20 protein-coding genes are annotated in these 26,500 nt (G+C 71.5%); 2 read left to right on the forward strand and 18 right to left on the reverse strand.

All coding sequences use genetic code 11. The features are described from left to right. The first annotated feature begins 282 nt into the window (after positions 1 to 282). Positions 283 to 2,370, forward strand: coding sequence for a hypothetical protein (locus OO62_RS03460; protein ID WP_033265662.1), 2,088 nt, complete (start codon positions 283 to 285; stop codon positions 2,368 to 2,370). A 144-nt stretch (positions 2,371 to 2,514) separates the two neighbouring features. Here the strand turns inward: OO62_RS03460 and obgE are convergent, their stop codons facing one another. The 9 genes from obgE to OO62_RS03505 all read right to left on the reverse strand — a co-directional run bounded on the left by obgE (position 2,515) and on the right by OO62_RS03505 (position 15,129). After that, complete coding sequence (obgE, locus tag OO62_RS03465) at positions 2,515 to 3,951, reverse strand: GTPase ObgE (protein ID WP_033265663.1); 1,437 nt, start codon at positions 3,949 to 3,951, stop codon at positions 2,515 to 2,517. 180 nt (positions 3,952 to 4,131) lie between these two features. Beyond that, positions 4,132 to 4,389 carry a 50S ribosomal protein L27 gene (gene rpmA / locus OO62_RS03470; RefSeq protein WP_033265664.1) on the reverse strand — a complete coding sequence of 86 codons (258 nt, stop codon included), beginning with the start codon at positions 4,387 to 4,389 and terminating at the stop codon, positions 4,132 to 4,134. A gap of 14 nt (positions 4,390 to 4,403) precedes the next feature. Next, a complete protein-coding gene (rplU, locus tag OO62_RS03475) occupies positions 4,404 to 4,724 on the reverse strand; it encodes a 50S ribosomal protein L21 (RefSeq protein WP_033265665.1) in 321 nt (106 codons plus the stop codon). A 246-nt stretch (positions 4,725 to 4,970) separates the two neighbouring features. Further along, positions 4,971 to 8,723, reverse strand: coding sequence for an Rne/Rng family ribonuclease (locus tag OO62_RS03480; RefSeq protein ID WP_033265666.1), 3,753 nt, complete (start codon positions 8,721 to 8,723; stop codon positions 4,971 to 4,973). Between the two features lie 220 nt (positions 8,724 to 8,943). Further along, entirely contained in the window at positions 8,944 to 9,744 is an 801-nt protein-coding gene (locus tag OO62_RS03485; RefSeq protein ID WP_033265667.1) for a TIGR03936 family radical SAM-associated protein, read from the reverse strand. 48 nt (positions 9,745 to 9,792) lie between these two features. Next, the gene (locus OO62_RS03490) at positions 9,793 to 10,773 is read right to left on the reverse strand and encodes a hypothetical protein (protein WP_033265668.1); all 981 of its coding nucleotides are present in this window, start codon (positions 10,771 to 10,773) and stop codon (positions 9,793 to 9,795) included. Positions 10,774 to 10,798: 25 nt separating this feature from the next. Next, positions 10,799 to 11,359 carry a GNAT family N-acetyltransferase gene (locus tag OO62_RS03495; RefSeq protein WP_033265669.1) on the reverse strand — a complete coding sequence of 187 codons (561 nt, stop codon included), beginning with the start codon at positions 11,357 to 11,359 and terminating at the stop codon, positions 10,799 to 10,801. A 78-nt stretch (positions 11,360 to 11,437) separates the two neighbouring features. Beyond that, on the reverse strand, positions 11,438 to 13,363 hold the full coding sequence (locus OO62_RS03500; RefSeq protein WP_033265670.1) for a TIGR03960 family B12-binding radical SAM protein: 1,926 nt from the start codon (positions 13,361 to 13,363) through the stop codon (positions 11,438 to 11,440). Positions 13,364 to 13,461: 98 nt separating this feature from the next. After that, complete coding sequence (locus OO62_RS03505) at positions 13,462 to 15,129, reverse strand: CYTH and CHAD domain-containing protein (protein ID WP_033265671.1); 1,668 nt, start codon at positions 15,127 to 15,129, stop codon at positions 13,462 to 13,464. Between the two features lie 182 nt (positions 15,130 to 15,311). Between OO62_RS03505 and OO62_RS03510 the strand changes: the two genes are divergently transcribed. Further along, the gene (locus tag OO62_RS03510) at positions 15,312 to 15,788 is read left to right on the forward strand and encodes an ATP-binding protein (RefSeq protein ID WP_033265672.1); all 477 of its coding nucleotides are present in this window, start codon (positions 15,312 to 15,314) and stop codon (positions 15,786 to 15,788) included. 7 nt (positions 15,789 to 15,795) lie between these two features. Here OO62_RS03510 and rodA read toward each other — a convergent pair whose 3' ends face one another. From rodA to OO62_RS03555, 9 genes are all read right to left on the reverse strand, one after another. Continuing rightward, positions 15,796 to 16,977: a rod shape-determining protein RodA gene (gene rodA / locus OO62_RS03515; RefSeq protein ID WP_228332639.1), complete on the reverse strand. Its 1,182-nt coding sequence runs from the start codon at positions 16,975 to 16,977 to the stop codon at positions 15,796 to 15,798. A gap of 29 nt (positions 16,978 to 17,006) precedes the next feature. Beyond that, on the reverse strand, positions 17,007 to 19,151 hold the full coding sequence (mrdA, locus tag OO62_RS03520) for a penicillin-binding protein 2 (RefSeq protein ID WP_033265786.1): 2,145 nt from the start codon (positions 19,149 to 19,151) through the stop codon (positions 17,007 to 17,009). A gap of 75 nt (positions 19,152 to 19,226) precedes the next feature. Beyond that, entirely contained in the window at positions 19,227 to 19,946 is a 720-nt protein-coding gene (gene mreD / locus OO62_RS03525; RefSeq protein WP_033265674.1) for a rod shape-determining protein MreD, read from the reverse strand. Positions 19,947 to 19,949: 3 nt separating this feature from the next. Beyond that, positions 19,950 to 20,882 (reverse strand): rod shape-determining protein MreC, encoded by a 933-nt coding sequence (gene mreC / locus OO62_RS03530; RefSeq protein ID WP_033265675.1) that lies wholly within the window; start codon positions 20,880 to 20,882, stop codon positions 19,950 to 19,952. Between the two features lie 288 nt (positions 20,883 to 21,170). Then, the gene (locus OO62_RS03535) at positions 21,171 to 22,190 is read right to left on the reverse strand and encodes a rod shape-determining protein (RefSeq protein WP_003985182.1); all 1,020 of its coding nucleotides are present in this window, start codon (positions 22,188 to 22,190) and stop codon (positions 21,171 to 21,173) included. Between the two features lie 294 nt (positions 22,191 to 22,484). Continuing rightward, positions 22,485 to 22,898 (reverse strand): nucleoside-diphosphate kinase, encoded by a 414-nt coding sequence (gene ndk, locus OO62_RS03540; RefSeq protein ID WP_033265676.1) that lies wholly within the window; start codon positions 22,896 to 22,898, stop codon positions 22,485 to 22,487. A gap of 158 nt (positions 22,899 to 23,056) precedes the next feature. Beyond that, complete coding sequence (locus OO62_RS03545) at positions 23,057 to 23,401, reverse strand: DUF4233 domain-containing protein (RefSeq protein ID WP_033265677.1); 345 nt, start codon at positions 23,399 to 23,401, stop codon at positions 23,057 to 23,059. Positions 23,402 to 23,403: 2 nt separating this feature from the next. Further along, positions 23,404 to 24,903 carry a bifunctional tetrahydrofolate synthase/dihydrofolate synthase gene (folC, locus tag OO62_RS03550; RefSeq protein WP_381571004.1) on the reverse strand — a complete coding sequence of 500 codons (1,500 nt, stop codon included), beginning with the start codon at positions 24,901 to 24,903 and terminating at the stop codon, positions 23,404 to 23,406. A 144-nt stretch (positions 24,904 to 25,047) separates the two neighbouring features. Beyond that, complete coding sequence (locus OO62_RS03555; RefSeq protein ID WP_033265679.1) at positions 25,048 to 26,496, reverse strand: peptidoglycan D,D-transpeptidase FtsI family protein; 1,449 nt, start codon at positions 26,494 to 26,496, stop codon at positions 25,048 to 25,050. Between the last annotated feature and the right edge of the window lie 4 nt (positions 26,497 to 26,500).

The following is a 26,500-nucleotide window of genomic DNA, read 5'->3' on the forward strand; positions in this document are numbered from 1 at the left end:
GTACTCCAGGGCCGGCGGCGGGTCCCCGGGCCCTCCGTGTGGCCCTTACCACTAGGGCCCACTCGGAATTCTTTAAGACGGAAGCCGAGGCCAAGAGGTTGCGTTCGATTGATCCGCTTTCGCGGTGATGAGAGCCACAGCAGATTGTCACCAAGGCCAACAAGGTCATACGGTCGGGTGTCCATCGGTCCCGTTTCGCCGCTCCGGCGGCGTCGCAGCGCGGGACCCGGCCGCCCCCCACGGCCTCCCCCCTGACCTTCTTGCTGCCAGGAGCCCTCCCCCGTGCCTTCCGCCGGAATCGTTCCCCGCCGAGCCGTACAGCTCGCGGCACTCCTCGCGATGATGATCGCGTTCACCGCCCAGCTCGTCGGTGCGTTGCTGCCCGTCATTCCGCTGTTCATCGCCGCATCCGTGGTCAACCTGGGTCTCGACCTGGTCCTCCAGCACAAGCAGCCCGGCCTGCTCGCGGTGCTGGGCCGGATCCGCTTCGACGTCACGGTGCGCCAGCTGCTGCGCGACATGCTGATACTGGTCGGCCTGCTGCACATCGACGGCATCAACCCGCTCGAGGAACAGGCGCCGCTGACCATCACGCTGCTCCTCTTCTACGGCACCCACTTCGTGTGCCAGGCGGTCGCGGTGCTGGTCCGCCGGACCCGCAGCCTGCCGTTCGTGACCCGCAACATCGACGCGAGCGCGCTGCGGCTGTGCGACGCCCCGCCGCGGATCCTCTCCCGTCAGACGGGCCGGCGGCTGCTGCGCTTCTCGGTGCCCACCACGACGGGCATGATGATCACCGCGATCACCACGGACGCGTTCTGGGGCGGCGTCGGCCTGGCCGTCTCGCTGGCCCTCTCCGCCGGCGGCACGCTCTACCTGGGCACCTGGCTGCTGCCGAAGAAGCGGGTGGCCGGCGAGAAGCAGGCACTGGAGTGGCTGGACAACTGGCTGGCCGCGTACCGGCCGACGGTCGGCATGTACTTCTCCGGCGGCTCCTCCTCCGCCTACCAGGCCAACATGTGGCTGAGCACCCTGGCCGCCCTGGACGGCAACCCGATCATCGTGCTGCGCGAGCGCTTCATGGTGCAGAAGATCGAGGCCACTGACGTCCCGATCGTCTGCATCCCGAAGGTCGCCAACCTGATGCGCCTGGAGCACTCCACGCTCAAGGTGCTGCTGCACCCGGCGAACTCCGGCAAGACCTCGCAGATCCTGCGCATCCCGTCGATCAAGCACGCCTTCACCAACCACGGCGAGAGCGACAAGCTGTCCTCCTGCAACCCCTACGCCAAGGCGTACGACGAGGTCTGGGTGGCGGGCCCGGCGGCCCGTGACCGCTACCAGCTCGCCGACATCGGCATCGAGGACAAGGACGTCATCGAGGTCGGCCGTCCCCAGCTGGCGCCGATCCGGCCGTACGCGGGCCCCCCGGCGGGCCGGCTGACCACCGTGCTGTACGCCCCGACCTGGGAGGGCTGGGACGGCAACCCGGGCAACACCTCGGTGATCCTGGCCGGCGAGAACATCGTCCGCGAGCTGCTCGCCGACGAGAACGTGCGGCTGCTGTACAAGCCGCACCCGATGACCGGCTCCGTCGACCCCCGCGCGGGCGCCGCCAACGCCCGCATCCAGGCGATGATCACGGAGGCCAACGGCCGCCGCAGCGGTGCGCGGCCCGGCCCCGAGGCCGCCGCCGAGCTGGCCCGCCGCGACGAGGAGCTGGCCGCGCTGACCACCACCGCCTTCCGCAAGAGCGCGGACGAGCTGGAGCGGATGCGGCTGCAGGGCACCCCGGAGGAGGGCCGCGCGGCCGCCGTCGTGGCCGCCATCACCGCCTGGGAGAAGGCGTACTGGAACTCCTTCCCCGAGTGGGAGCACCAGATCATCACCGCCGCCCGCCCCGGCATCTTCAGCTGCTTCAACCAGGCGGACGTGCTGATCAGCGACGTCTCCAGCGTGGTCTCGGACTACCTGACCAGCGAGAAGCCGTACGCGGTCGCCAACACCTCGGGCATGAGCGAGGACGACTTCCGGGCGAACTTCCCGACCGTACGGGCGGCGACGATCCTCACGCCCGCGGCGGACGAGGTGGCCGGTCTGCTCGACGCGGTCCGCAACCCCGAGAAGGACACCCTCGCCGCGGAGCGCGCCGAGCTCAAGGAGCACCTGCTGGGCCCGTCGGACCCGCCGTCGTCGGTGCGCTTCAACCAGGCCGCGCTGGACCTGTGCGCCAAGGCCGACGAGCGCCGCGTCCGCATGGAGAGCCGGCTGTCCGGCATTCCCGGGCAGCGCTCGCAGGAGGACGTGGACGCCTCCGAGACGGCCGAACACACCGGCAACGACGCCTCGGACGCCACGGCCGCCGTCTAGCCCGCAGCGAGCCGCTCACGGCTTCGCCGGACCGCGGGGCAGCACAAGGCGGCGGCAGCCGCAACGGGGAAGGCCCCCGGGAGGAGAACTCCCGGGGGCCTTCCCCGTTGGCGTGCGTGCCCGGACCGCCGGGCGGGCGAACCGTCAGAAGGGCCGGAAGCCGTCGTACTCCTGGTCGGCCTCGTCCCGTGCCACGTCCCGGTCCCTGCGGCGCTGCGCGGCCGGCCGGGGCGCCTCCAGGCGGTGGTCCTCGCCACGCCGTCCCAGCATCTCCGCACCGGCTGCCATCATTGGCTCCCAGTCGAAGACGACCGCGTTGTCCTCGGGGCCGATGGCGATGCCGTCGCCGGCGTGCGCGCCCGCCTTGCGCAGCCCGTCCTCGACGCCGAGACGGTTGAGGCGGTCGGCGAGGTAGCCGACGGCCTCATCGTTGTTGAAGTCGGTCTGGCGGACCCAGCGTTCGGGCTTCTCGCCGCGCACGCGGAAGAAGTTCTCGCCCTCTTCCGTGATCGTGAAGCCGGTGTCGTCGACGGCCTTGGGCCGGATGACGATCCGGGTGGCTTCCTGCACCGGCTTGGCGGCGCGGGCCTTGGAGACGACGTCGGCGAGCGCGAAGGACAGCTCCTTCAGGCCCATGTGGGCGACCGCGGAGACCTCGAACACGCGGTAGCCGCGCTCCTCCAGGTCCGGGCGGATCATGTCGGCGAGGTCCTTGCCGTCCGGGACGTCGACCTTGTTGAGGACGACCATGCGGGGCCGGTTCTCGAGGCCGCCGTACTGCTTGAGCTCCTCCTCGATGGTGTCGAGGTCGGACACCGGGTCACGGTCGGCTTCCAGGGTCGCGGTGTCCAGGACGTGCACGAGCACCTCGCAGCGCTCGACGTGGCGCAGGAACTCCAGGCCCAGGCCCTTGCCCTGGCTCGCGCCCGGGATCAGACCCGGTACGTCCGCGATGGTGTAGACCGTCGAACCGGCCGTCACCACACCGAGGTTGGGCACCAGCGTCGTGAACGGATAGTCGGCGATCTTGGGCTTGGCGGCGGAGAGCACCGAGATCAGCGAGGACTTGCCGGCGCTCGGGTAGCCGACCAGCGCGACGTCCGCGACGGTCTTGAGCTCCAGCACGATGTCGCGGGCCTCACCGGGCTCCCCGAGCAGCGCGAAACCGGGGGCCTTGCGTCGGGCGGAGGCCAGCGCCGCGTTGCCGAGGCCACCGCGGCCGCCCTGGCCGGCGACGAACGTGGTGCCCTGGCCGACGAGGTCGGCGAGCACATTGCCCGCCCGGTCCAGGACGACGGTGCCGTCGGGGACCGGCAGGACCAGGTCCTGGCCGTTCTTGCCGGAACGGTTGTCGCCCGCGCCCGGCTGGCCGTTGGTGGCCTTGCGGTGCGGGTGGTGGTGATAGTCGAGAAGGGTGGTGACGTCCTGGTCGACGACCAGGATCACGTCGCCGCCACGGCCGCCGTTGCCGCCGTCCGGGCCGCCCAGCGGCTTGAACTTCTCCCGCATCACGGAGGCCACGCCGTGGCCTCCGTTACCCGCGGCGACGTGCAGCTCGACGCGGTCCACGAAGGTGGTCATGGTGGGGGTGCCTCCAGATAAACGGGGTGTTTTGGTACTGCGGTATGTCTCTGTCGTAACACGCCAAGGGCGGACCAGCCTTCCCGCTTCCGCGAGAAAAGGCGGTCCGCCCCTGATGACTGCGCCGACTCCGGGGGATGCCCCCGGAATCCCAGCCGAGTTACTACGTCCGGGCCCGTATTACTGGGCGGCCGGGACGATGTTCACGACCTTGCGGCCACGGTGGGTGCCGAACTGCACCGCACCGGCCTCAAGGGCGAACAGGGTGTCGTCGCCGCCGCGGCCGACGCCCGTGCCCGGGTGGAAGTGGGTGCCGCGCTGGCGGACCAGGATCTCACCGGCGAGGACGGCCTGACCGCCGAAGCGCTTCACGCCGAGCCGCTGAGCATTGGAGTCGCGACCGTTCCGAGTGGACGATGCGCCCTTCTTGTGTGCCATGTCTCCTCAGTCCCTTACTTCGCCGGAGCGTCGATGCCGGTGATCTTCAGCGCCGTGTGGAGCTGGCGGTGGCCGATCCGCTTCTTGTAACCGGTCTTGTTCTTGTACTTCTGGATCCGGATCTTGTTGCCCTTGTGGTGGTCCACGACCTCACCCTGGACCTTCACGCCGGCCAGGACCCACGGGTCGCTGGTGACTGCGTCACCATCGACGACCAGCAGCGTGGAGAGCTCGACGGTGTCGCCGACCTTGCTGGTGGAGATGCGGTCAATCTCGATGACGTCGCCGACAGCAACCTTCTGCTGGCGCCCGCCGGTGCGCACGATCGCGTACACGCGGAACTCTCTTTCGCTAGAAACGGATCCTCTGATGCCAGCCGCTCACACGGGCTCGGGATAGGGCCCGTGGAATCCGAGTGGACGAGCGGCCTCTCCCGGGCGGACCGGGAGGTAGTTGCTCAGGGGTTGCGGTGTCTCAGATGTTCTCAGACACCGACGGTCAAGGTTACGGGGCCTTGACCAGGGGGTCAAACCGGCCCCGGACACTGACGGTCCGGGGCACGGCCTGGTGACTCACACGACCTAGGACTGCTCGGCGGCCGCGGTCTTCTTGGCCGCCGCCTTCTTGGTCGTCGTCTTCTTCGTGGCGGTCTTCTTCGCGGTGGCCTTCTTGGCGGTGGTGGTCTTCTTCGCCGCCGCCTTCTTGGCCGGTGCCTTCTTCGCCGTGGCCTTCTTGGCGGTGGCCTTCTTCGCCGCCGCCTTCTTCGCGGTCTTCTTGGCAGCAGGCGCCGCCTCGGCCTCCGCCGCCTCGGCACCGACAGGCTCCGCGGCCTCGCCGGACACCGGCTCGGCGACGGGCTCCGCCGCGGGCGCCGAGATGACGACCGTCGCCGCCTCGTCGGCCTCCGGCGAACCCGCCGGGGCGGTCACCTTACGGGTCACCCGACGGCGCGGACGGGCCGGCGCGGGCTCCGCGACCGGCGCCTCGGGGGCCGCCTCGGCCACCGGCTGCGGCTCGGCAGCCGGCGCCGGCTCGGCCGGCACCACGATCGCGGCGGGCTCCTCGGCGGCCTTGGGGGCCCCCGCCGGAGCGGACACCTTCCGGCTCACCCGGCGGCGGCCACGGCTGCGCCCGGCGGCCGCCTCGGCCTCCGCGGGGCTGCTGAACCACTCGTCGGCCTCGGCCACCGCGGGCTGCAGCTCGGCCTCGGTCACCGGGGCGGGCTCCAGCTCGGGAGCGGCGCCGTCCGGCAGCGACGGGGCCGCCTCGACCTCGTGGACGTGCGGCTCGGCCTGCGCGGCCTTGCCCTTCTTCTTGCGCTTGCCGCCACCGCCGACCGTCGTCGGCTGTTCCATGTGGACGATCACGCCGCGGCCGTTGCAGTGCACGCACTGCTCCGAGAACGACTCCAGCAGACCCTGGCCGACCCGCTTGCGGGTCATCTGGACCAGGCCCAGCGAGGTGACCTCGGCCACCTGGTGCTTCGTACGGTCCCGGCCCAGGCACTCCAGCAGACGCCGCAGCACCAGGTCCCGGTTGGACTCCAGCACCATGTCGATGAAGTCGATCACGATGATGCCGCCGAGGTCGCGCAGCCGCAGCTGGCGCACGATCTCCTCGGCCGCCTCCAGGTTGTTCCTGGTGACCGTCTCCTCCAGGTTGCCGCCCTGGCCGGTGAACTTGCCGGTGTTGACGTCGACCACGACCATCGCCTCGGTCCGGTCGATCACCAGCGAGCCGCCGCTGGGCAGCCAGACCTTGCGGTCCAGCGCCTTCATCAGCTGCTCGTCGATCCGGTACGTCGCGAAGACATCGACGTCCGACGTCCACTTCTGCAGCCGGTCGACGAGGTCCGGGGCGACGTGGTTGACGTAGCCGTGGATGGTCTCCCACGCCTCGTCACCGCTGACGATGACCTTGGAGAAGTCCTCGTTGAAGATGTCGCGGACAACCCGGACGGTCATGTCCGGCTCGCCGTAGAGCAGCGTCGGGGCGTTCGCGGAGGACCCCTTCGCCTTCTTCTGGATCTCCTCCCACTGCGCCTGCAGACGCTGGACGTCGCGCGCCAGCTCCTCCTCGCTCGCGCCCTCCGCGGCCGTACGGACGATGACGCCCGCGTCCTCGGGGACGATCTTCTTGAGGATCTGCTTCAGGCGCGACCGCTCGGTGTCCGGGAGCTTGCGGCTGATACCCGTCATCGAGCCCTCGGGCACGTAGACCAGGTACCGGCCGGGCAGCGACACCTGGCTGGTCAGCCGGGCGCCCTTGTGACCGATCGGGTCCTTGGTGACCTGCACCAGCACCGACTGGCCGGACTTCAGCGCGGTCTCGATGCGGCGCGGCCCGTTGGCCATGCCCAGTGCCTCGAAGTTGACCTCACCGGCGTACAGCACGGCGTTGCGGCCCTTGCCGATGTCGACGAAGGCGGCCTCCATCGACGGCAGGACGTTCTGCACCTTGCCGAGGTAGACGTTGCCGACGTACGAGGTCGCCTGCTCCTTGTTGACGAAGTGCTCCACGAGCACGTTGTCCTCGAGGACGCCGATCTGGGTGCGCTCGCCGCTCTGGCGGACGACCATCACCCGCTCGACGGCCTCGCGACGGGCCAGGAACTCGGCCTCGGTGATGATCGGCACCCGGCGGCGGCCCTGCTCGCGGCCCTCGCGGCGCCGCTGCTTCTTGGCCTCCAGGCGCGTCGCCCCCTTGATCGACTGCACCTCGTCCGCGCTGGTGCCCTCTTCCTTCTTACGGGGCTCACGGACCTTGACGACCGTGCGCTCCGGGTCGTCGGCGTGGCCGGGCTCGGCATCCGCACCGTCCCCGCTGCGACGGCGGCGGCGACGGCGACGACGGCTGCTGCTGGAGCCGCCGCCCGCCTCCTCGGCCTCCTCGTGGGCCTCCGCCTCGTCGGCGGCGTGCTCCTCGTCCTCCTCGGACTCGGCCTCGTCCGCGGCTTCCTCGGCGGACTGCTCGTCGGCACCGTCGGCGGACTCACCGCGGCGACGGCGACGGCCACCACGGCGGCGGCGGCGCGAGGGACGCTCGGCGGACTCGTCCTCGGCCTGGCCGGACTCCTCCGGCTCGGTCTCCGGCTCGGCCTCCTCGGCGGCGGCCGGTGCGGCCTGGCCGGTCTCCGGCTCGACGACGGGCGTGACCTGCTCGGGCTCGGCCGGGGCGCCGCGACGGCGGCGACGGCGCGAGGCGGCGGGCTGCTCCTCGACGGCCTCGGTCGCCGCCTCTTCCTGGCGGGCCGCGGCGTGCGCGGCGGCCGCGGATTCCGGGGTCTGGAACATCGGCTCGGTGAAGACCGGCGCCTGGAAGACGGCGGTCGGCGGACGCTGCGCCCGGCGGCGGCCGCGGGCCGGCGCCTCCTGCGCGGGCTCCTCCGCGGCACGGGGCTCCTCGGCCCGCGGTGCCTCGGCGGCCGGCTCAGCGGCACGGCGGCGCGAACGGCGGCGGGGCGCCTCGGCGGGCTCAGCGGGCTCGCTCGCCGCGACGGCCTCGGCGGCCGGCGCCTCTTCGGCGGCCTCGGGCGCACCGGCGGGTGCGGTGGCCTTACGAGTGGCGCGGCGGCGCGCACGGGCCGGCCTGGCGTCCTCGGCGGGCGCGGGCGCCTCCTCCTCGGCGGCCGGGGCAGCCGGGGCGGCGCTCTCCACCGCTTCAGGTGCGGCCTCCTCGGCGGCGCTCACCTGAGGTGCGCCGGCCGGAGCGGTGGCCTTACGGGTGGCCCGGCGGCGCGCACGGGCGGGCTTGGCCTCCTCGGCGGCGGCCGGTGCGGCCTCCTCGGCGACGGGGGCGGCCTCTGTGGTGACCGCGGCGGGCGCGGGCGCCTCGGCGGCCGGCTCCACGGCGGTCTCGGTCTGCGGGGACCCGGCGGGCGCGGACACCTTGCGGGTGGCCCGGCGGCGGGTACGGCGCGGCGCGGCGTCCTCGGCCTGCGGCGCCTCGGCGGGCGCCTCCTCTGCGGCAGCGGGCTCCTCGACGGCGGCCGGAGCCTCGGCGGGCTCCTCGGCGGCCGGCTGCGGCGGCCCCGCCGGAGAGGTGGCCTTACGGGTCGCGCGGCGGCGCGTACGGGCGGGCTTGGCGTCGTCCCCGGTGGTGACCGACGCGGCGGCGGGCTCCCCGGCGGGGGCCGGGTCGTCCACGGGTGCCGCGGCGGTCTCGGTGCTCACCACGGCCGCCTCCGGTGCCTCTCCGGCCACCGGCGGACCGGCCGGCCGGGACGCCGCACGGCGCCTACGGCGCGGCGGAAGCGTGTCGCTGGGTGAGTGGTTGTCGTCGATTCCACGGTCCTTGGACGGCGTGGAGTCAGTGGGCTCAATGGGCTCGAGCATGCGGGCGGTTCTCCCGTCACGCTCCCGGGCGCCGGGCCTTGTTCCGGCCGCGGTCCGCGTGATGAGCGCGGGCCCGCTGTCCGGGGCGTGGGCGCCGCACGGGAGCTGTCGTCTCGCTCGCCGGGCCCCGTAGGGCGGGGACCGGCGAAAGTCTCCTGGTCAGTGCGTCTGCCGGACCGGGGTGGCTCCCTGGCTGATCGGCGACGCGACGACGGCAGTCCTACGCAGTACCTTCCCCGACTGACGGGGAGGTCCCACTCGGCGCCTTCGCGGCACTCAGCCCGGCGGCCGTGGGTGGGGCGGCCGTGGCAGCGTCGCGGTCGGGCGCTAGCGGGTCAGTCACCGCGCCGGTCTCCTCATCGAGCAGCCCCTGCGCCAGCCTGGTCACCGCAGCGGGGACCGGCGGCGCCAGGTCGGCCGTAGCTCGGAGGCCGGACAGGACGTCGTCGGGTCGAACGGCGGGTGTCACATGCCGAACAACCAGCCGCAGTATCGCACAGGCTTTGCCGTCGGGCCTATCGCCCTCGCGGCCGGAGGTCTCCAGACGCGCCACTGCGGCCCGCGCGTCGAAGCTCCGCATGCCGTTTTTCGTCCGGCGCTCGACCAGCACCTCGTCGGCGGCGAGGAACGCCTCGACGGCCCGCTGGGCCGTCTCTGCCTCGACGCCGTCGAGCCGGATCTCCCACACCGAAGCCTGCAGCCGGTCGGCCAGTCCGCTCGTGTGCGCCTGTACGGAGTCGATCACGTCGAGTCCGTCCGGCAGCGACTCGTTGAGCAGTTCGCGAAGCTTGTCCGGATCGCGGTGCTCGGCGAGCTGGATCTCCAGATACTCGGCCTCACTGCCCGTACCCGTCGGGGCGGCGTTGGCGTACGACACCTTGGGGTGCGGGGTGAACCCCGCTGAATAGGCCATGGGGACCTCGGCGCGGCGCAGCGCCCGCTCGAAAGCGCGCTGGAAGTCGCGGTGGCTGGTGAACCGGAGGCGGCCGCGCTTGGTGTAGCGCAGTCGGATGCGCTGCACCGCCGGTGCGGGCGGCGGGCCTTCGGGCTGTCGCTTGCCCAGTGTCGTTCAGTCCTTCGTGAGTGCGGTCGTACTGCTACCTAGAGTACGTGTCCCGCGGCCCCCAGGTTCCCGGTGGGGCGGTACCGCCGCGGAACGCCGCTCCGGAGCGGGCGTTCCGAACAGGGCTCGGCGGATCTCCCCGCGGGTCTGCCGCACCGTCTCGCGCACCCCGCGCAGCGCCCGCCGCACCGGCCGCCAGACACCGTCCCGGACGGCGTGACCGAGCGGGGTGAGCACGTGGCGGTACGCCCGGCGCAGCGGCTCGGCGACGAGCCGGCGCAGCACCGCCCCCAGGAACCGGCCCACCGCCCGCGAGATCGCCCCGGCGACCCGCCAGCAGTGCCCGAGCGCGTCCGCGACCTCACGGACGACCACCGTCAGCACGGTCGCCAGCGCCCCGAGGACCGGCCCGAGAACGTACCGCCACAGGGCGACGGCCGGGACCAGCACAATCCACCGGACGAGTGCGGCCAGTACCGTGACGACCCCCGTCAGCACCCAGCCGACCGCCCGCCCCACCGGCGCCAGCACCCACGTGTACAGCCACCGGGCCGGCACCACGACGAGCCGGTGCCCCAGCCGGCCGAGCGCCGCGCCCAGCCGCCGCGCCAGCCACCACAACCCGGCACCGATGCCCCGCACCACCCGGGCCAGCCCCCGGCCGAGGGGCGTCAGGACATGGCGCCACACCAGGGCCAGCGGCGCGACCACCAGCGTCCGCCAGACCCAGGCGAGCGGGAGCACCACGAGGGTGCGCCAGGTCCAGGCCACCGGTCGCAGGACGAGGGTGCGCCACAGCAGGGCCAGGCCACGCCCCAGGGGGCGGAGCACGGTGCGGTCGACGGCCCGGGCGGCGGTGGTCAGGGCGTCCCAGAGCAGACACACCGGCACCACGAGAATCAGCACCACCACCCGCACCGGGAAGCGGACCGCGGTGGTCAGACATCCCTCGCCGGGCTCACGGTGTGCGTACCGGGCCGGTTCCATACGGCTCCCCCTGTCGGTCGGTCCCTCAGACGTGCGCGTCGGCCTGCTGCCGCCGGGCGTGGATCCAGTAGCGCAGCTTCTCGCCCCGCTGGTCCTCGAAGACCCCGCCGCACGCCTCGATGACCCTGCGCGAACCGGCATTGGTGTCGTCGCAGGTCACCAACACCCGGTCGAGGCCCAGTTCCTGATGGGCATACGGGAGCGCGGCGCGCAGCATCGCGGTGGCGTGGCCGCGGCGGCGCGCGGAGGGGCGGACCGCGTAGCCGACGTGGCCGCCGTAGGCGAGGAGCGTGCCGGTCAGCCGGTGCCGGAGGGCGATCCGCCCCAGGTAGGTGTCGCCCTCGACCCACCACAGCGTGGTCGAGGGCACCACGCCGTCGGCCCGCTCGTCGTACGACGTGCCGCCGACCGTGCCGACGTACGCGGCGAACCCCTCGGCGGACGGCCAGCGGTCACGCCAAGTCCTCAGCTCACGGGCCAGGTTGGAGTGCGGGGACCGGTCCGCCCCCTCGGCGCGGAATTCCTCCATGGCGGCGAGGAACGAGGCGTGCACGTCGACGGTGGGGGCGATCAACTGCGGTGGCATCGCCCCATTGTCCGCGGACACGCCACGGCCCGGCGCCGCGGGGTGCGGGCGCCGGGCCGGAAACGCTGATGCGGAGCGCTACTTGACGACGGTCAGCGGCAGCAGCTTCTTGCCCGTCGGTCCGATCTGGATCTCGGTGTCCATCTGCGGGCACACGCCGCAGTCGAAGCACGGGGTCCAGCGGCAGTCCTCGACCTCGGTCTCGTCGAGGGCGTCCTGCCAGTCCTCCCAGAGCCAGTCCTTGTCCAGGCCGGAGTCCAGGTGGTCCCACGGGAGGACCTCCTCGTACTCACGCTCACGGGTGGTGTACCAGGCGACGTCCACGCCGAAGTCCGGCAGCGTCTTCTCCGCGGCGCGCATCCAGCGGTCGTAGGAGAAGTGCTCGCGCCAGCCGTCGAAGCGGCCGCCGTCGTCGTAGACCGCGCGGATCACCGCGCCCACCCGGCGGTCACCGCGCGAGAGCAGGCCCTCGACGATGCCGGGCTTGCCGTCGTGGTAACGGAAGCCGATGGAGCGGCCGTACTTCTTGTCGCCGCGGATCTTGTCGCGGAGCTTTTCGAGACGGGCGTCCGTCTCCTCCGCGGACAGCTGCGGCGCCCACTGGAACGGGGTGTGCGGCTTGGGGACGAAGCCGCCGATGGAGACCGTGCAGCGGATGTCGTTCTGCCCGGAGACCTTGCGGCCCTCGGCGATGACCTTGACCGCCATGTCGCCGATCTGGAGGACGTCCTCGTCGGTCTCGGTCGGCAGGCCGCACATGAAGTACAGCTTCACCTGCCGCCAGCCGTTGCCGTAGGCCGTGGAGACGGTCCTGATCAGGTCCTCTTCGGAGACCATCTTGTTGATGACCTTGCGGATCCGCTCCGAGCCGCCCTCGGGCGCGAAGGTCAGACCCGAGCGGCGGCCGTTGCGGGTCAGCTCGTTGGCGAGGTCGATGTTGAAGGCGTCGACGCGGGTCGACGGCAGCGACAGGCCGATCTTGTCTTCCTCGTACCGGTCGGCGAGCCCCTTGGCGATGTCACCGATCTCGGTGTGGTCCGCGGAGGACAGCGACAGCAGGCCGACCTCCTCGAATCCCGTGGCCTTCAGACCCTTGTCCACCATGTCGCCGATGCCGGTGATGCTTCGCTCCCGCACGGGGCGCGTGATCATGCCGGCCTGGCAGAAGCGGCAGCCGCGGGTGCAGCCACGGAAGATCTCGACGGACATCCGCTCGTGGACGGTCTCGGCCAGCGGGACGAGCGGCTGCTTGGGGTAGGGCCACTCGTCGAGGTCCATGACCGTGTGCTTGGAGACCCGCCACGGGACGCCGGAGCGGTTGGGCACGACGCGGGAGATCCGGCCGTCGGCCAGGTACTCGACGTCGTAGAACTTGGGGACGTAGACGCTGCCCGTCTTGGCGAGCCGGAACAGCAGTTCGTCGCGCCCGCGGGGCCGGCCCTCGTTCTTCCAGGCCCGGATGATCTCGGTGATCTCCAGCACCGCCTGCTCGCCGTCACCGACCACCGCGCAGTCCAGGAAGTCCGCGATCGGCTCGGGGTTGAAGGCGGCGTGGCCGCCGGCGAGGATCAGCGGGTGCTCCTCGGTGCGGTCCTTGGCCTCCAGCGGGATGCCGGCGAGGTCCAGGGCGGTGAGCAGGTTGGTGTAGCCGAGCTCGGTGGAGAACGAGACGCCGAGCACGTCGAAGGCCCGCACCGGGCGGTGGGCGTCGACGGTGAACTGCGGGACGCCGTGCTCGCGCATCAGCGCTTCGAGGTCCGGCCAGACGCTGTAGGTGCGCTCGGCGAGCACGCCCTCCTGCTCGTTGAGGACCTCGTAGAGGATCATGACGCCCTGGTTGGGCAGGCCGACCTCGTACGCGTCCGGGTACATGAGCGACCAGCGCACGTCGCAGCTCTCCCACGGCTTCACCGTGGAATTGAGCTCTCCACCGACGTACTGGATGGGCTTCTGCACATGCGGGAGCAGGGCCTCGAGCTGTGGGAAGACCGACTCGGCAGACATCTCGAACCTTCGTGAGCTGGCATGGGGCGACTATCAAGCGTAACCCGCTCGGAGTCGCCCCTCGCACGGCGCGGGAGAGCCCCCGCCCGGGGGCGCCCTCACGGCCGGAGCGCCGCCCGGTACTTGCGCCGCGAAGCCTTCTTCCACACCCGCGGCAGCTCCCGCTCCCGGTCCGCCGCCCGGGCCTCCTCGCGGCCGTACAGGAGACCGAAGGTGAAACCGCCCTCGCCCGCCTGCTGCGCCTGGGTCGCCAGCTCGCGCAGGGCGCCGCGGGCCACCACGCTGTCCTGGTGGTCGCCGAGCAGCTGCTGCACCCGCTTGACGCGCTTGGCGAACTTCTTCGCGGGGCGGCCGAGCGCCGGGCGGGCCGCCTCTGCCGCGTACCGCGTCCGCTTGGCGGCCTTCCGGGCGCGGTGCAGCGCCACGTCCCGGTCCTGTCCCGCGGGGGCGTCCAGCGCGGTCCGCACGCGGCGGGCGAGTCGCCGGTAGTCCTTCAGCACGGCCCGGGCCGCGATCTCGGGTGCCGGCCGGCCGGCCCCCGGGCGCAACGGCGGGTCCTCCAGGAGGGCGTGCAGGGTCTTCAGGAGCGCGAGGTAGCGGTCGCCGTCCAGGGTGGCGAGCACCCGGTCCCGGGACTCCGCCCGGTGCCGCTCCGACCAGATGCGCAGCCGGGCGTCGACCGGGCCCAGCCGCAGGGTCCGGGGCACGTCGGCCACCGCGGTCACCAGCCGGTCGGTCAGCACCTCGCGGTCCCGCTCCACGCCCAGCTCCGCCGCCAGCCACTTCAGTTCGCCGCCGACCGGTGCGGTGACACCCCGGTCGAGGACCTTGGTGTACGAGCGGAACGCGCTGCGCAGCCGGCGGGTGGCGACGCGCATGCGGTGCACCGAGTCGGGGACGTCGCGGCGCACCGCGGGGTCGAGTTCGACGATCACCCGCAGCTGCTCGCGGACGTACTCCAGGACGAGATCACCGGCGGTGCCCCTCCGGCCGGCCCCCTTCTTGCCGGAGCCTTTCCTGCCGGATCCCTTCTTGCCCGACTCTTTCTCGCCAAAGTTCTTCCGGCTGGCGGCTGCGGCGCCCTTGCCGGAGGCCACGGCGGCGGTGCGGTCCTCGGGGCGGGCCGGTCGCAGACCGGTCTCCTCCAGCGCCCTGGCCAGCTTCGACGGGGCGGACGCCGGGTGGACACCGACCGCGGCCAGCGCCCGCTCAGCCTCGTCCAGCAGACCGGGATCGCGCTCTCCCCCGCCGGTCAGCTCCACCTCGATCTCGCGCCAGCGCGCCTCGGTACGGCCGGCCACCCCGGCCGCACCCGGCTTCTCCGCCTCTCCCGCCGGCCACGCCCACACCTCGTCCACCGCGACCTCGGCGAGCGGCGCGCCCGCGGCGTCCCGCAGCTCCCGCACCGTGCGGCGGGTCCGCAGCCGTACGACAGGGACCAGGTCCCGGTCGAGCACCCGTGCGCGCACGAGCGACGTCAGCTCCGGGGGCGGGACGTCGGACAGCGGCGCCCGGATCTCCTCGCGCTCCCCGGGCCCGGCCGGCAGCTTCAGATGCCAGCCGGCGTCCCTGCCCCCGGTGCGCCGCCGCAGGGTGATGCCGGCCGCGGTCAGGCGCTGGTCGGGGGTGTCGTAGTAGAGGGCGTCCAGATCCTCCACGCCCTGTTCCACCACGGTGGCGACCCGGTCGATGCCTGCCAGGTCGGGCAGCCGGGTGGTGCTGTCGGCTTCGTATTTCCGCTCGATCTCCCGCACGGTGTCCGCCATGCATCGAATTTAGCCACCACGCGGGGCGAGGACCACCCGCCCTGTCAGGATCCGGAAGAGCGGGTGGCATTTGCCAGGGAAGGTGTCTTACGGTGTGTCACAGAACGCCCACTCAGAGTGGCGAACCGGCCGCGCTGCGTGGCCGTCGGCGCTGACTCGACCCTTCGGGGAGGGAGACATCCGTGCACCCGCAGACCGCATCCGTCGCCCGTAAGCCCATCTGTTTCGCGGCGGGCGCCCGCCCGTTCCTGCTGGCGGCGCCGAGCAGACCGAGCGCCCCCAAAGCCGCCCGCGACTTCGTCCGGGCGGTGTTGCTCCGTACCCCGCTCGCCCCGCTGCTGGACACCGCGGTGCTGCTGACCTCGGAGGCGGTCACCAGCTCCCATCTGCGTACGCCGCGGTCGGCGGAGATCCTGCTGCGGATCCTGACGGCCGGGCACGGCGTGCGGATCAGCGTGCACGACGAGGCGCCCCTGCGACTGCCCGCGCAGCTCCTCCCGTCGCCGGCGGGGGGCCCGTACGCGGCGGTGGCCGGTGAGCCGGAGACCGATTACGGCCTGCTGCTCACCGGCCACCTCGCCGACGACTGGGGCACCACGTCCTTCGCGGGCCTCCCGCGCTCCACGTCGCTGTGGTTCGAGCTCCACACGCCTCGCTGACGGCTCGTCAGCGGGACGCCGACAGCGGGCGTCCGACGCGGATCGACTGGAGCAGCCCTATGGCGATCCAGACCGCGAACATGGACGTGCCGCCGTAGGAGACGAACGGCAGCGGCAGACCGGTCACCGGCATGATGCCGAGCGTCATGCCGATGTTCTCGAAGGACTGGAAGGCGAACCACGCGATGATGCCGGCGGCCACCACCGTGCCGTACAGCTCGGTGGACTCGCGGGCGATCCGGCAGGCGCGCCACAGGACGATGCCGAGCAGCAGGATGATCAGGCCCGCGCCCAGGAAACCCAGTTCCTCGCCGGCGACGGTGAAGATGAAGTCCGTCTGCTGCTCGGGCACGAACTGGCCGGTGGTCTGGCTGCCGTGGAAGAGGCCGGAGCCGGTCAGTCCGCCGCCGCCGATCGCGATCCGGGCCTGGTTGGTGTTGTAGCCGACGCCGGCCGGGTCGAGGCTCGGGTTGGCGAACGCGGCGAAGCGGGCGATCTGGTAGGCGTCGAGCAGGCCGAGCTGCCAGATGGCGACGCAGCCGACGACGCCGGTGCCCGCCAGGCCGAGGATCCAGCGGTTGGACGCGCCGGAGGCGAGCAGGACGCCGAGGATGACGGCGCCGAGCACCATGACCGAGCCGAGGTCCGGCATCAGCATGATGACGAGGACGGGGACGGCGGCCAGCCCGAGGGCCTGGACGACGGTGCGGTGGTCGGGGTGCGGGCGGTCGCCCGCGTCGACCCGGGACGCCAGGATCATCGCCATGCCGAGCGCGATGGAGATCTTGGCGAACTCGGCTGGCTGCAGCGAGAAGCCGCCGGGGATCGCCAGCCAGGACCGGGAGCCGTTGATGGTGGCGCCCAGCGGGGTCAGCACCAGCAGCGCGAGGACGACCGACAGGGCGTACAGGACCGGGACGGCACCGCGCAGGGTGCGGTGGCCGAGCCAGATGGTGGCCCCGGCGAGCGCCAGGCCGATGCCGAGGTTCAGCAGGTGGTGCAGGAAGAAGTAGTACTCGTCGCCCTTGTTCAGCTCGGTGCGGTTGCGGGTGGCGGAGAAGACCAGCAGGGAGCCGAGCAGCGACAGCAGCAGGCAGGACAGCAGCAGTATCCAGTCCAGCCTGCGCAGCACCGAGCCGCGGGCGGTCAGTTTGCCCCAGGTGCCGAGCTCGGGGGTGTAGCGCCGGATGGAGAACGCCCGGGAGGTGGGGCTGGTCGTCACTGTGGGCTCCCCGAGGGTGACGGCGACGGGAGGACGTACGGCTTGATGGGCTGGGCCTGGATCGTGCCGTCCCCCTCGATCTTGGGGAGCGACGCCTGCGGCTTGGGCAGCAGGGCGGCCTTCGGGTTGATCTCGCCCTTCGGGTCGACGCCGTACAGGGCGTTGTAGATGTTGCGCACGGCCGGACCGGAGGCGCCGGAGCCCGTACCACCCTGGGAGATCGTCATGACGATCGTGAAGTCCTTGGTGTACGTCGCGAACCACGAGGTCGTCTGCTTGCCGTAGACCTCCGCGGTACCCGTCTTGGCGTGCATCGGGATCTTGTCCTGCGGCCAGCCCTGGAAGCGCCAGGCCGCGGTGCCCCGGGTGGCCACGCCGGCCAGCGCGGAGTCGATCTGCTTGAGCGTGGTGGGGGTGTCCGGCAGCTTGCCGTGCGCCTTCGGCTTGATCATCTGGATGTGCTTGCCGTCGGGGCTGACGACCGCCTTGCCGACCGTCGGGTCGTGGAGCGTGCCGCCGTTGGCGAGCGCCGCGTAGATCGTCGCCATCTGGATCGGGGTGACGAGCGTGTCGCCCTGCCCGATGGCGTAGTTGATCGAGTCGTAGGCGTGCAGCTTCATGCCTTCGAGGCAGCCCTCGCGGGCGAGCTTGGTGCCGAAGTCCTTCTTCTTGGGCCACGCCTTGGCCTGTTCGCACCAGCCGGCCTTGTTGGCCCTCCAGAAGTCGTGCTTCCACTTGCGGTCGGGGACCCGGCCCTTGACCTCGTTGGGGAGGTCGATGCCGGTCTCCTTGCCGAGACCGAACTGGTGGGCGGTCTTGTAGAACCAGTCGTTGGCGTTCTTCTTGGGCTTGTCGCCGCCGTCCTTCTTCCACTCGTCGTGCGAGAGCCGGTAGAAGACGGTGTCGCAGGAGACCTCCAGCGCCCGGCCCAGGCTGATGTCGCCGTGGCCCTCGCCCTCGAAGTTCTTGAAGACCTGGCCACCGATGCTGTACGAGCTGGTGCAGGGGTAGTGGCCGTCGAAGTCGTAGCCGGCGTTGATCGCGGCCGAGGTGGAGATGACCTTGAAGATCGAGCCGGGGGCGGCCTGTCCCTGGATGGCGCGGTTCAGCAGCGGGTAGTTGGAGTCCTTGCCGGTGAGGCGGGCGTAGTCCTTGCCGGAGATCCCGCCGACCCAGGCATTGGGGTCGTAGGTCGGGTTGGAGGCCATCGCCACCACCCGGCCGGTCTTGGCCTCCATGACGACCACGGCGCCGGAGTCGGCCTTGTAGTTGGTGCCGGTGTTGCGGTCGTGGACCTTACGGGCGTCCTTCATGGCCTGGTCCAGCTGCTTCTCCGCTATGGCCTGGACGCGGGCGTCGATGCTGGTGACCACGCTCGAACCGGCCTGGCCCTTGTCGCTCTTGGCCTGCCCGATGACCCGGCCGAGGTTGTCGACCTCGTAGCGGGTGACGGCCGCCTTGCCGCGCAGGTAGTCGTCGTACTGCCGCTCCAGACCGGACCGGCCGATCTGGTCCGAGCGCAGCAGCGGCGAGCGGGTGTTCTTGGCCTTGTTGATCTCCTCGTCGGTGACCGGGGAGAGGTAGCCGAGGACCTGGGCGGTGTTGGCGTCGCCGGGGGCGGCGTAGCGGCGTACCGCGGTGGGCTCGGCGCTGATGCCGGGGAAGTCCTCGGAGCGCTCGCGGATCTGCAGCGCCTGCTGGGTGGTGGCCTTGTCGGTGATCGGGATCGGCTGGTACGGCGAGCCGTTCCAGCAGGGCTGCGGGGTCTTGGAGTCGCAGAGCCGGACCTTGTTGCGGATGTCCTTCTCGGGCATGCCGAGGACCTTGGCGAGCCGGCCGAGCACGGCCTTGCCGTCGTCCTTCATCTTCAGCAGGGCGGTGCGGCTGGCGGAGACGACCAGGCGGGTCTGGTTGTCGGCCAGCGGCACTCCGCGGGCGTCGAGGATGGAGCCGCGGGTGGCGGGGTCGACGACCTGCTGGACGTGGTTGTTCCGGGCCTCGTTGGCGTACTCCTGGCCGTTGCGGATCTGCAGGTACCAGAGCCGGCCGCCGAGGGTGAGCAGCAGCGAGAAGACCAGGATCTGGAGCGCGATGAGCCGGACCGTGACACGGGACGTCCGGGTTTCGGAGCGGTTACTCATGGCCCGCAGCGCCTCCATGAGGTGTGGTGGTCGGGACTGGGGTCCCCCCGGTCGGATTCCGGGGGAGGGCGGACGTCACAGGCGCTTGACCCCCTTGATGCGGCCCACCTTGTCGCGGGCCGACTTGCCGAGCAGTCCGCCGCGCTGGCTGCCGATGCGCGCACCGGTGCGGACGGACTTCATGGCGCCGCGGCTGGCCTTGAGGCCGGTGCCGGTGGTGAGCCAGCCGTAGCCGGCGTCGCGGCTGCCGGAGGTGCCGCTCGGGCTGCCGGAGCCGTCACCGACCAGCGCCTCGTGCTCCGTTCTGCGGGCCAGCGCCATCACCAGCGGTACGACGAAGGGGGCCAGCAGCAGGTCGTAGAGGGTGGCGCTGAGCAGCAGTCCGACCAGGCCGACGTGGCGGGCGGCGGTGTCGCCGACGAGCGAGCCGACGCCGGCGTACATCAGCGTCGAGCCGATGGCGGCACCGATGACGACCATCAGGGGCACGGTCGCCGAGCGGTGCTGGCCGGAGTCCGGCTTGGTCAGGCCGGCGACGTAGCCGATGACGCAGAGCACCAGGGCGTAGCGGCCGATGGCGTGGTCGGAGGGCGGGGCGACGTCGGCCAGCAGTCCGGCGAAGAAGCCGATGAGCGCGCCGGCGACGTGCCCGTAGACCAGTGCGAGTCCGAGGACGACGAGCAGCAGCAGGTCCGGTACGGCGCCGGGGAGTTGGAGGCGCGCGAGGACGGTGACCTGGATGACGAGGGCGACGACCACCAGCGGGGCCGAGAGCAGGATCCGGTTGATGCGCATCGGTCAGCTCCTGGGGGAGGCGCTCGCGGAGGGGGTGGCCGTGACGGTGACCGTCGGTGTCGGCTTGGGCTTCGCGGGCGCGGGCGGCAGGACGGTGTCACGCGGGTCCTGGCGGGGCGGCTGGACGACGACGCCGACGATGTCGAGCTGGGAGAAGGAGACGAACGGGCGGACCTGGAGGGTGCGGGTCAGATCGCCGTTGGAGGGCTCGACCTTGACGACCCGGCCGACCGGGACGCCGGGCACGAACGGCTTGTCCCTGCTGGAGCCGAAGGTGACCAGCCGGTCGCCCTTCTTGACGGTGGCCCGGCCGTTGAGCAGTTGGACGCGCAGCGAGCGGACGCCCTGCCCGTTTGCGAAGCCGATCTCGTTGGTCTTCTCCATGCGGGTGCCGACGGTGAAGTCGGGGTCGGCGGCCAGCAGCACCGTGGAGGTCTCGGCGCCGACGGTGGTGACCCGGCCGACCAGGCCGTCGCCGTTGAGCACGGTCATGTCGCGGGCGATGCCGTCGCGGCTGCCGGCGTCGATGGTGATGGTCCAGGAGAAGCCCTGGGCCGAGCCGATGGCGATGACCTGGGCGCCCTTGATGGCGTACTGGCCGGTGCCCGCGGTTTTGAGGATCTTGTCGAGCTCGGCGGCGCGGCTGCGGTTGCGGTCGGAGGAGCCGAGCTTGGCCTTGAGCGCCTCGTTCTGGTGCTCCAGCTCGGCGATCCGGCTGTGCCGCCGGCCGGAGTCCCGTACGGCGCCCACGGCGTTGCCGACCGGGTCGACGACGCGGGCGACACCGCGCTCCACGGGGCCGAAGGCGGAGGCGGCGGCCTGCCGGACGCCGTCGAGCGGGGACTGTTCGCCGCCGCGGATATCGACCGTGATCAGCGCGAACGCGATCGCGACCAACAGCACCAGCAGCAGCCGGCTCTCTCGTGTGTCCCTCACGTGCGGCGGCCGTGTCCTTCCTCGTAGGACCGGCCGGCTGCGGGCCCCGCCGGTCTCGTTCGGGAGTTGAGCTTTGTGCCTTGCTGTGACGGTGCCGAGGGGTGAAACGTCAGCGCACCGTATCTGTCGGGATGTTGTGCCTGTATATCAACGATCCGCGTCAGCGATCCGTATCGGAGGGCGCGGGATCCGGCTCGGCGGCCCGCCGGGCGGGCCGGCTGCTTCCGCCATGGTGCCCGAACGCCGCGGTCGTCGCATGACGGCCGCGGCGGTCGGGCCGGTGCTTCGTTACCTGCGGGGCTGGGAGTCGAGGACCTGCTGGAGGGCCTCGAACTCCTCGACGCACTTGCCGGAACCGAGCGCGACGGAGTCGAGCGGGTCCTCGGCGATGTGGATGGGCATGCCGGTCTCGCGGCGCAGCCGCTCGTCGAGGCCGCGGAGCAGGGCGCCGCCTCCGGTGAGCACGATGCCGCGGTCCATGACGTCGCCGGACAGCTCCGGCGGGCACTTGTCGAGGGTCGTCTTGACCGCGTCGACGATGGAGTTGACCGGCTCCTCGATGGCCTTGCGGACCTCGGCGGCCGAAATGACGACGGTCTTCGGCAGACCGGAGACCAGGTCGCGGCCGCGGATCTCGGTGTGCTCGTCCTGTTCGAGGTCGTACGCCGAACCGATGGTGATCTTGATGCTCTCGGCGGTGCGCTCGCCCAGCAGAAGGCTGTACTCCTTCTTGATGTGCTGGATGATCGCGTTGTCCAGCTCGTCGCCGGCCACCCGGATGGACTGGGCGGTGACGATGCCGCCGAGCGAGATGACCGCGACCTCGGTCGTGCCGCCGCCGATGTCCACGACCATGTTGCCGGTGGCCTCGTGGACCGGCAGGCCGGAGCCGATCGCCGCGGCCATCGGCTCCTCGATGATGTGCACCTGGCGCGCACCGGCCTGGGTCGACGCCTCGATGACCGCGCGGCGCTCAACTCCGGTGATGCCGGAGGGCACGCACACCACGACCCGCGGCCGCGCCAGATAGCGCCGCTTGTGGATCTTGAGGATGAAGTAGCGGAGCATCCGCTCGGTGATCTCGAAGTCGGCGATCACGCCGTCCTTCAGGGGTCGCACCGCGACGATGTTGCCGGGCGTGCGCCCGATCATCTTCTTCGCCTCGGCGCCCACCGCGAGAATGCCGCCGGTGTTGGTGTTGATGGCCACGACCGACGGCTCGTTGAGGACGATGCCGCGGCCCCTGACGTACACCAGCGTGTTGGCGGTCCCGAGGTCGACAGCCATGTCACGGCCGATGAACGACATGTTGTTCCCCATGAGGATACGTCTGGCCTTCCCAACTGGAGCGAATGCTTACTGGAGGTCGGCAGGAGGTGATGCGCTGTGAGGCGCGGAAGCCTCCATCGTAGTTCGTAGTGCACCCACTCGAACACGTCGGGAGGCTGTTCCGCCATTGTCAGCCGTACACGCACCCGCCCCCCTCAATGGTGACGTCGTGTCGCGGTGATGCGTTCCCCCGATCGTGTTTCATACACCAAAGGGCGACCGGTGATTTTGTCGGTCGCCCCTGGTCACGAGGGGTGTACAGCTGATGAAGAGTCAGGAAATGCCGGGAAAGAAAATCTTGATCTCGCGCTCGGCGGACTCTTCGGAATCCGACGCATGGATCAGATTCTCCCGGGTGATCGTTCCGAAGTCCCCACGAATGGACCCACTCGATGCGGCAATCGGGTCAGTCGGACCGGCCAGCGTCCGCACCCCTTCGATCACCCGTTCGCCCTCGACGACCATGGCGACGACCGGGCCGGAGGACATGAAGGCGACCAGGGGCTCGTAGAAGGGCCGGCCGACGTGCTCGGCGTAGTGCTGCTCCAGGAGGGCCCGGTCCAGGGTGCGCAGCTCCAGCGCGCTGATCGTCCAGCCGGCCTTGCGCTCCAGGCGGCCGATGATCTCGCCGATCAGGCCGCGCTGGACGGCGTCGGGCTTGAGGAGGACGAGGGTGCGCTGGCTCACGAAAGAACTCCCTGGATGTGAACGAGGGTCAGGCGGGTGCACTGAGGCTACAGGGGCGCTCCCACCAGCCCTTAACCCGCCCACCCCGGCGCCCGGCGGCCTCCGCGCGGCGGATCGGGCCCGCCACGGGCGCCGGGCGCCGGGCCCGGCGCGGCGGCTCAGCCCGCGGTGGACGCCTCGGCCGCCCAACGGGCCTTCGCCGCGTCGACCTTGCGGCCGTAGTGGACCGACGCCCACCACAGCGCGGCGAACACCGCTCCCAGGAAGAACATCGTCGGAAGGACGAAGCCGCTGGCGATGAGCGCGATCTGCAGCGCCCAGCCGAGCTGGACGCCGCCGGGGCGGGTGAGCATGCCGCACAGCACGATGCTCAGCAGCATCGCGATCCCGCTGACCGTCCAGATCGTGACCGTCGACAGGTCGGTCAGCTGCATCGCGACCAGGCCGGCGAAACCGATCACGAAGAATTCGCCTATCAGGGTGCTGGCGCACAGCATGCGCATGGTCAGCTCCTTCCCATGAGCAGCCGGGCCTCGCCGACCGTGATCACCGAACCGGTCACCAGCACACCCGCTCCGGAGAACTCGCCCTCTTCCTCCGCGAGGGTGATCGCCGCCTCCAGCGCGTCGTCGAGCCGCGGCTCGACCTGCACCCGCTCGGCACCGAAGACCTCCACCGCGACCGCCGCCAGCTCGTCCGGGTCCATCGCACGATGGCTGGAATTACGCGTCACCACGACCTCGGCGAAGATCGGCTCGAACGCCTCCAGGAAGCCCCGGACATCCTTGTCGGCGCTGGCCCCGACCACGCCCACCAGCCGGCTGAATCCGAACGCCTCGGTGACCGCCTCGGCCGCCGCCCGCGCGCCCGCGGGGTTGTGCGCCGCGTCCAGGACCACCGTCGGGCTGCGCCGGACGACCTCCATCCGGCCCGGGGAGGCGACCGCGGCGAACGCGGAGCGCAGGGTGTCGATGTCGAGGGTCCGCGCCTGGTCGGAGCCGACGCCGAAGAACGCCTCGACCGCGGCGAGCGCCACCGCGGCGTTGTGCGCCTGGTGGGCGCCGTACAGCGGCAGGAAGATCTCCGGGTACTCGCCGCCCAGGCCGCGCAGCGTCAGCATCTGCCCGCCGACCGCGACCTCACGGGAGAGCACCCCGAATTCCATGCCTTCACGGGCGACCGTGGCGTCCACCTCGACCGCGCGCTTGAGCATCACCGACGCCGCGTCCACCGGCTGCTGGGCCAGCACGACCGTGGCGTCCTTCTTGATGATCCCGGACTTCTCGCCGGCGATCTCCTCGGGCGTCTCGCCGAGGCGGTCGGTGTGGTCCAGCGAGATCGGGGTGATCACGGCGACGTCACCGTCGATGACGTTCGTGGCGTCCCAGGTGCCGCCCATGCCGACCTCGACGACCGCGACGTCCACCGGGGCGTCCGCGAAGGCGGCGTACGCCATCGCCGTCAGCACCTCGAAGAACGACAGGCGGTACTCCTGCTGGGAGTCGACCATCTCCACGTACGGGGCGATGTCCCGGTAGGTCTCGATGAAGCGCTCGGCGGAGATCGGGCTGCCGTCCAGGCTGATGCGCTCGGTGATGGACTGGACGTGCGGGCTGGTGTACCGGCCGGTGCGCAGGTCGAAGGCGCCCAGCAGGGCCTCGATCATGCGGGCGGTGCTGGTCTTGCCGTTCGTGCCGGTGATGTGGATGGACGGGTACGCCCGCTGGGGCGAGCCGAGGATGTCCAGCAGCGCCACGATGCGCTTGACCGACGGGTCGAGCTTGGTCTCGCCCCAGCGGCCGGCCAGCTCCTCCTCGACGGCGCGCAGCGCGCGGTCGACCTCGGGGTCGGCCGGCCGGGCGGGCACCGGGTCCCCCTGCGGCGGTCCTGCCTGGGCGCGCAGCGTCCGGCTGCCCGCCTCGATCACCGCGAGGTCCGGGTTTGGGGTCTCCCCTGCTTGAGCGGATTCGAGAGCTTGGGGAAGGCCGGTCTCGGCCTCGACCATGTCGTCGAAGGCGTCGGTCGGGTCGGGGTCGTCGTTTCGGGGGCGCTCGCTCACGACGACAAGTCTACGAGGCACCACTGACAGCGGTGCGTTGCGTTGCCCGCCGGTGCCCGCCGCGCCGCGCCGGCCCGGAAACGGCCCCCGCTAACCCAGCGCCGCCCGCATCATCGCCCGGGCCACCGGGGCCGCCAGCCCGCCGCCGGAGATCTCGCTGCGGGCCGCGTGGCCGTCCTCGACCATGACGGCCACCGCGACCTGGTGCCCGCTCGCGTCCTGCGCGTAGGAGACGAACCAGGCGTAGGGCGTACCGCTGTTGTCGACGCCGTGCTGGGCGGTACCGGTCTTGCCGCCGACGGTCAGTCCGTCGATCTTCGCGTTGGAGCCGGTGCCCTTGTCCACCACAGTCTGCATCGCGGAGCGCAGCTGCGCGGCGCTGCGGCCCGACATGGTCCGTCCGTACGTCGACGGGCCGTTCTGCTGGACGGTGTTGCCGCCCCCGTCTGTCAGCTTGTCGACCAGCTGCGGGTTCTTCAGCTCGCCGCCGTTCGCGATGGCCGCGGCGACCATCGCCATCTGCAGCGGGGTCGCCTGGTCGTTGAACTGGCCGATCCCGGACAGCGCGGTCTGCGCCTGGTCCATGTCCGAGGGGTAGAGGCTCTTGCCGGCCCGTACCGGGGTGTCCACCTTGCCGTCGTTGAAGCCGAACTTCTCGGCCTGCGCCTTCACCTTGTCCTTGCCCAGATCGACGGCCATCTTCGCGAAGACGGTGTTGCAGGAGTACTGGAGCGCGGTGCGGATGGTGGCGTTCTTGCAGGGCGCGGAGGCGCTCTCGTTCTTCAGCGTGGTGCGGGTGTGCGGCAGCGTGTACGGGTCGGGGCTGTCGGTGTGCTCGTCCACCGAGGAGTACAGGCCGTTCTCCAGCGCGGCCGCGGCGACCACCAGCTTGAAGGTCGACCCGGGCGGCAGCGGCTGCCGCAGCGCCCGGTTGACCTCGGGGCTGTCCGGGTCGTCGGACATCTTCTTCCACGCCTTCTGGTCGGCCGTGGAGGACCCGGCGAACTTCCCGGGGTCGTACGACGGGGTGCTGACCATGCCCAGGATCCGCCCGGTGGCCGGGTCCATGGCGACGGCCGCGCCCTTCTTGCCGCCCAGCGCCCGGTAGCCGGCCTGCTGCACCTTGCCGTCGAGGGTGGTGGACACGTCGCCGCCCTTGGCCCGGGTGCGGGTCAGGGCGTCGGCGGGGCTCTGCAGCCGGCTGTCGGAGCCGTCCAGGAGGGGGCCGTAGAGGCTCTCCAGCTGGTTGCTGCCGAAGATCTGCGAGGTGAAACCCGTCACCGGCGCGTAGAGCGGCCCGTCCTTGTACGTCCGCTTGTACTTGAGCGTGGAGGAGGTGGCCGCGGAGCCGGTCACCGGCTCCCCGTCGACGAGGATGTTGCCCAGCGGAGCCGCGTACTTGCCGATCGTCACCCGCGGGTTGTGCGAGTCCTCCTTGAAGTCAGTAGCCTTTGCGCCCTGAATCCAGGTGGCCCAGCCCATGAGCGCCATTATCAGGGCGAGGCAGAAGACCGAGACCCGTCGCAGTGGCTTGTTCATGGGA

This window comes from Streptomyces lydicus (assembly GCF_000717345.1).
Classification (GTDB): Bacteria; Actinomycetota; Actinomycetes; order Streptomycetales; family Streptomycetaceae; genus Streptomyces; species Streptomyces lydicus.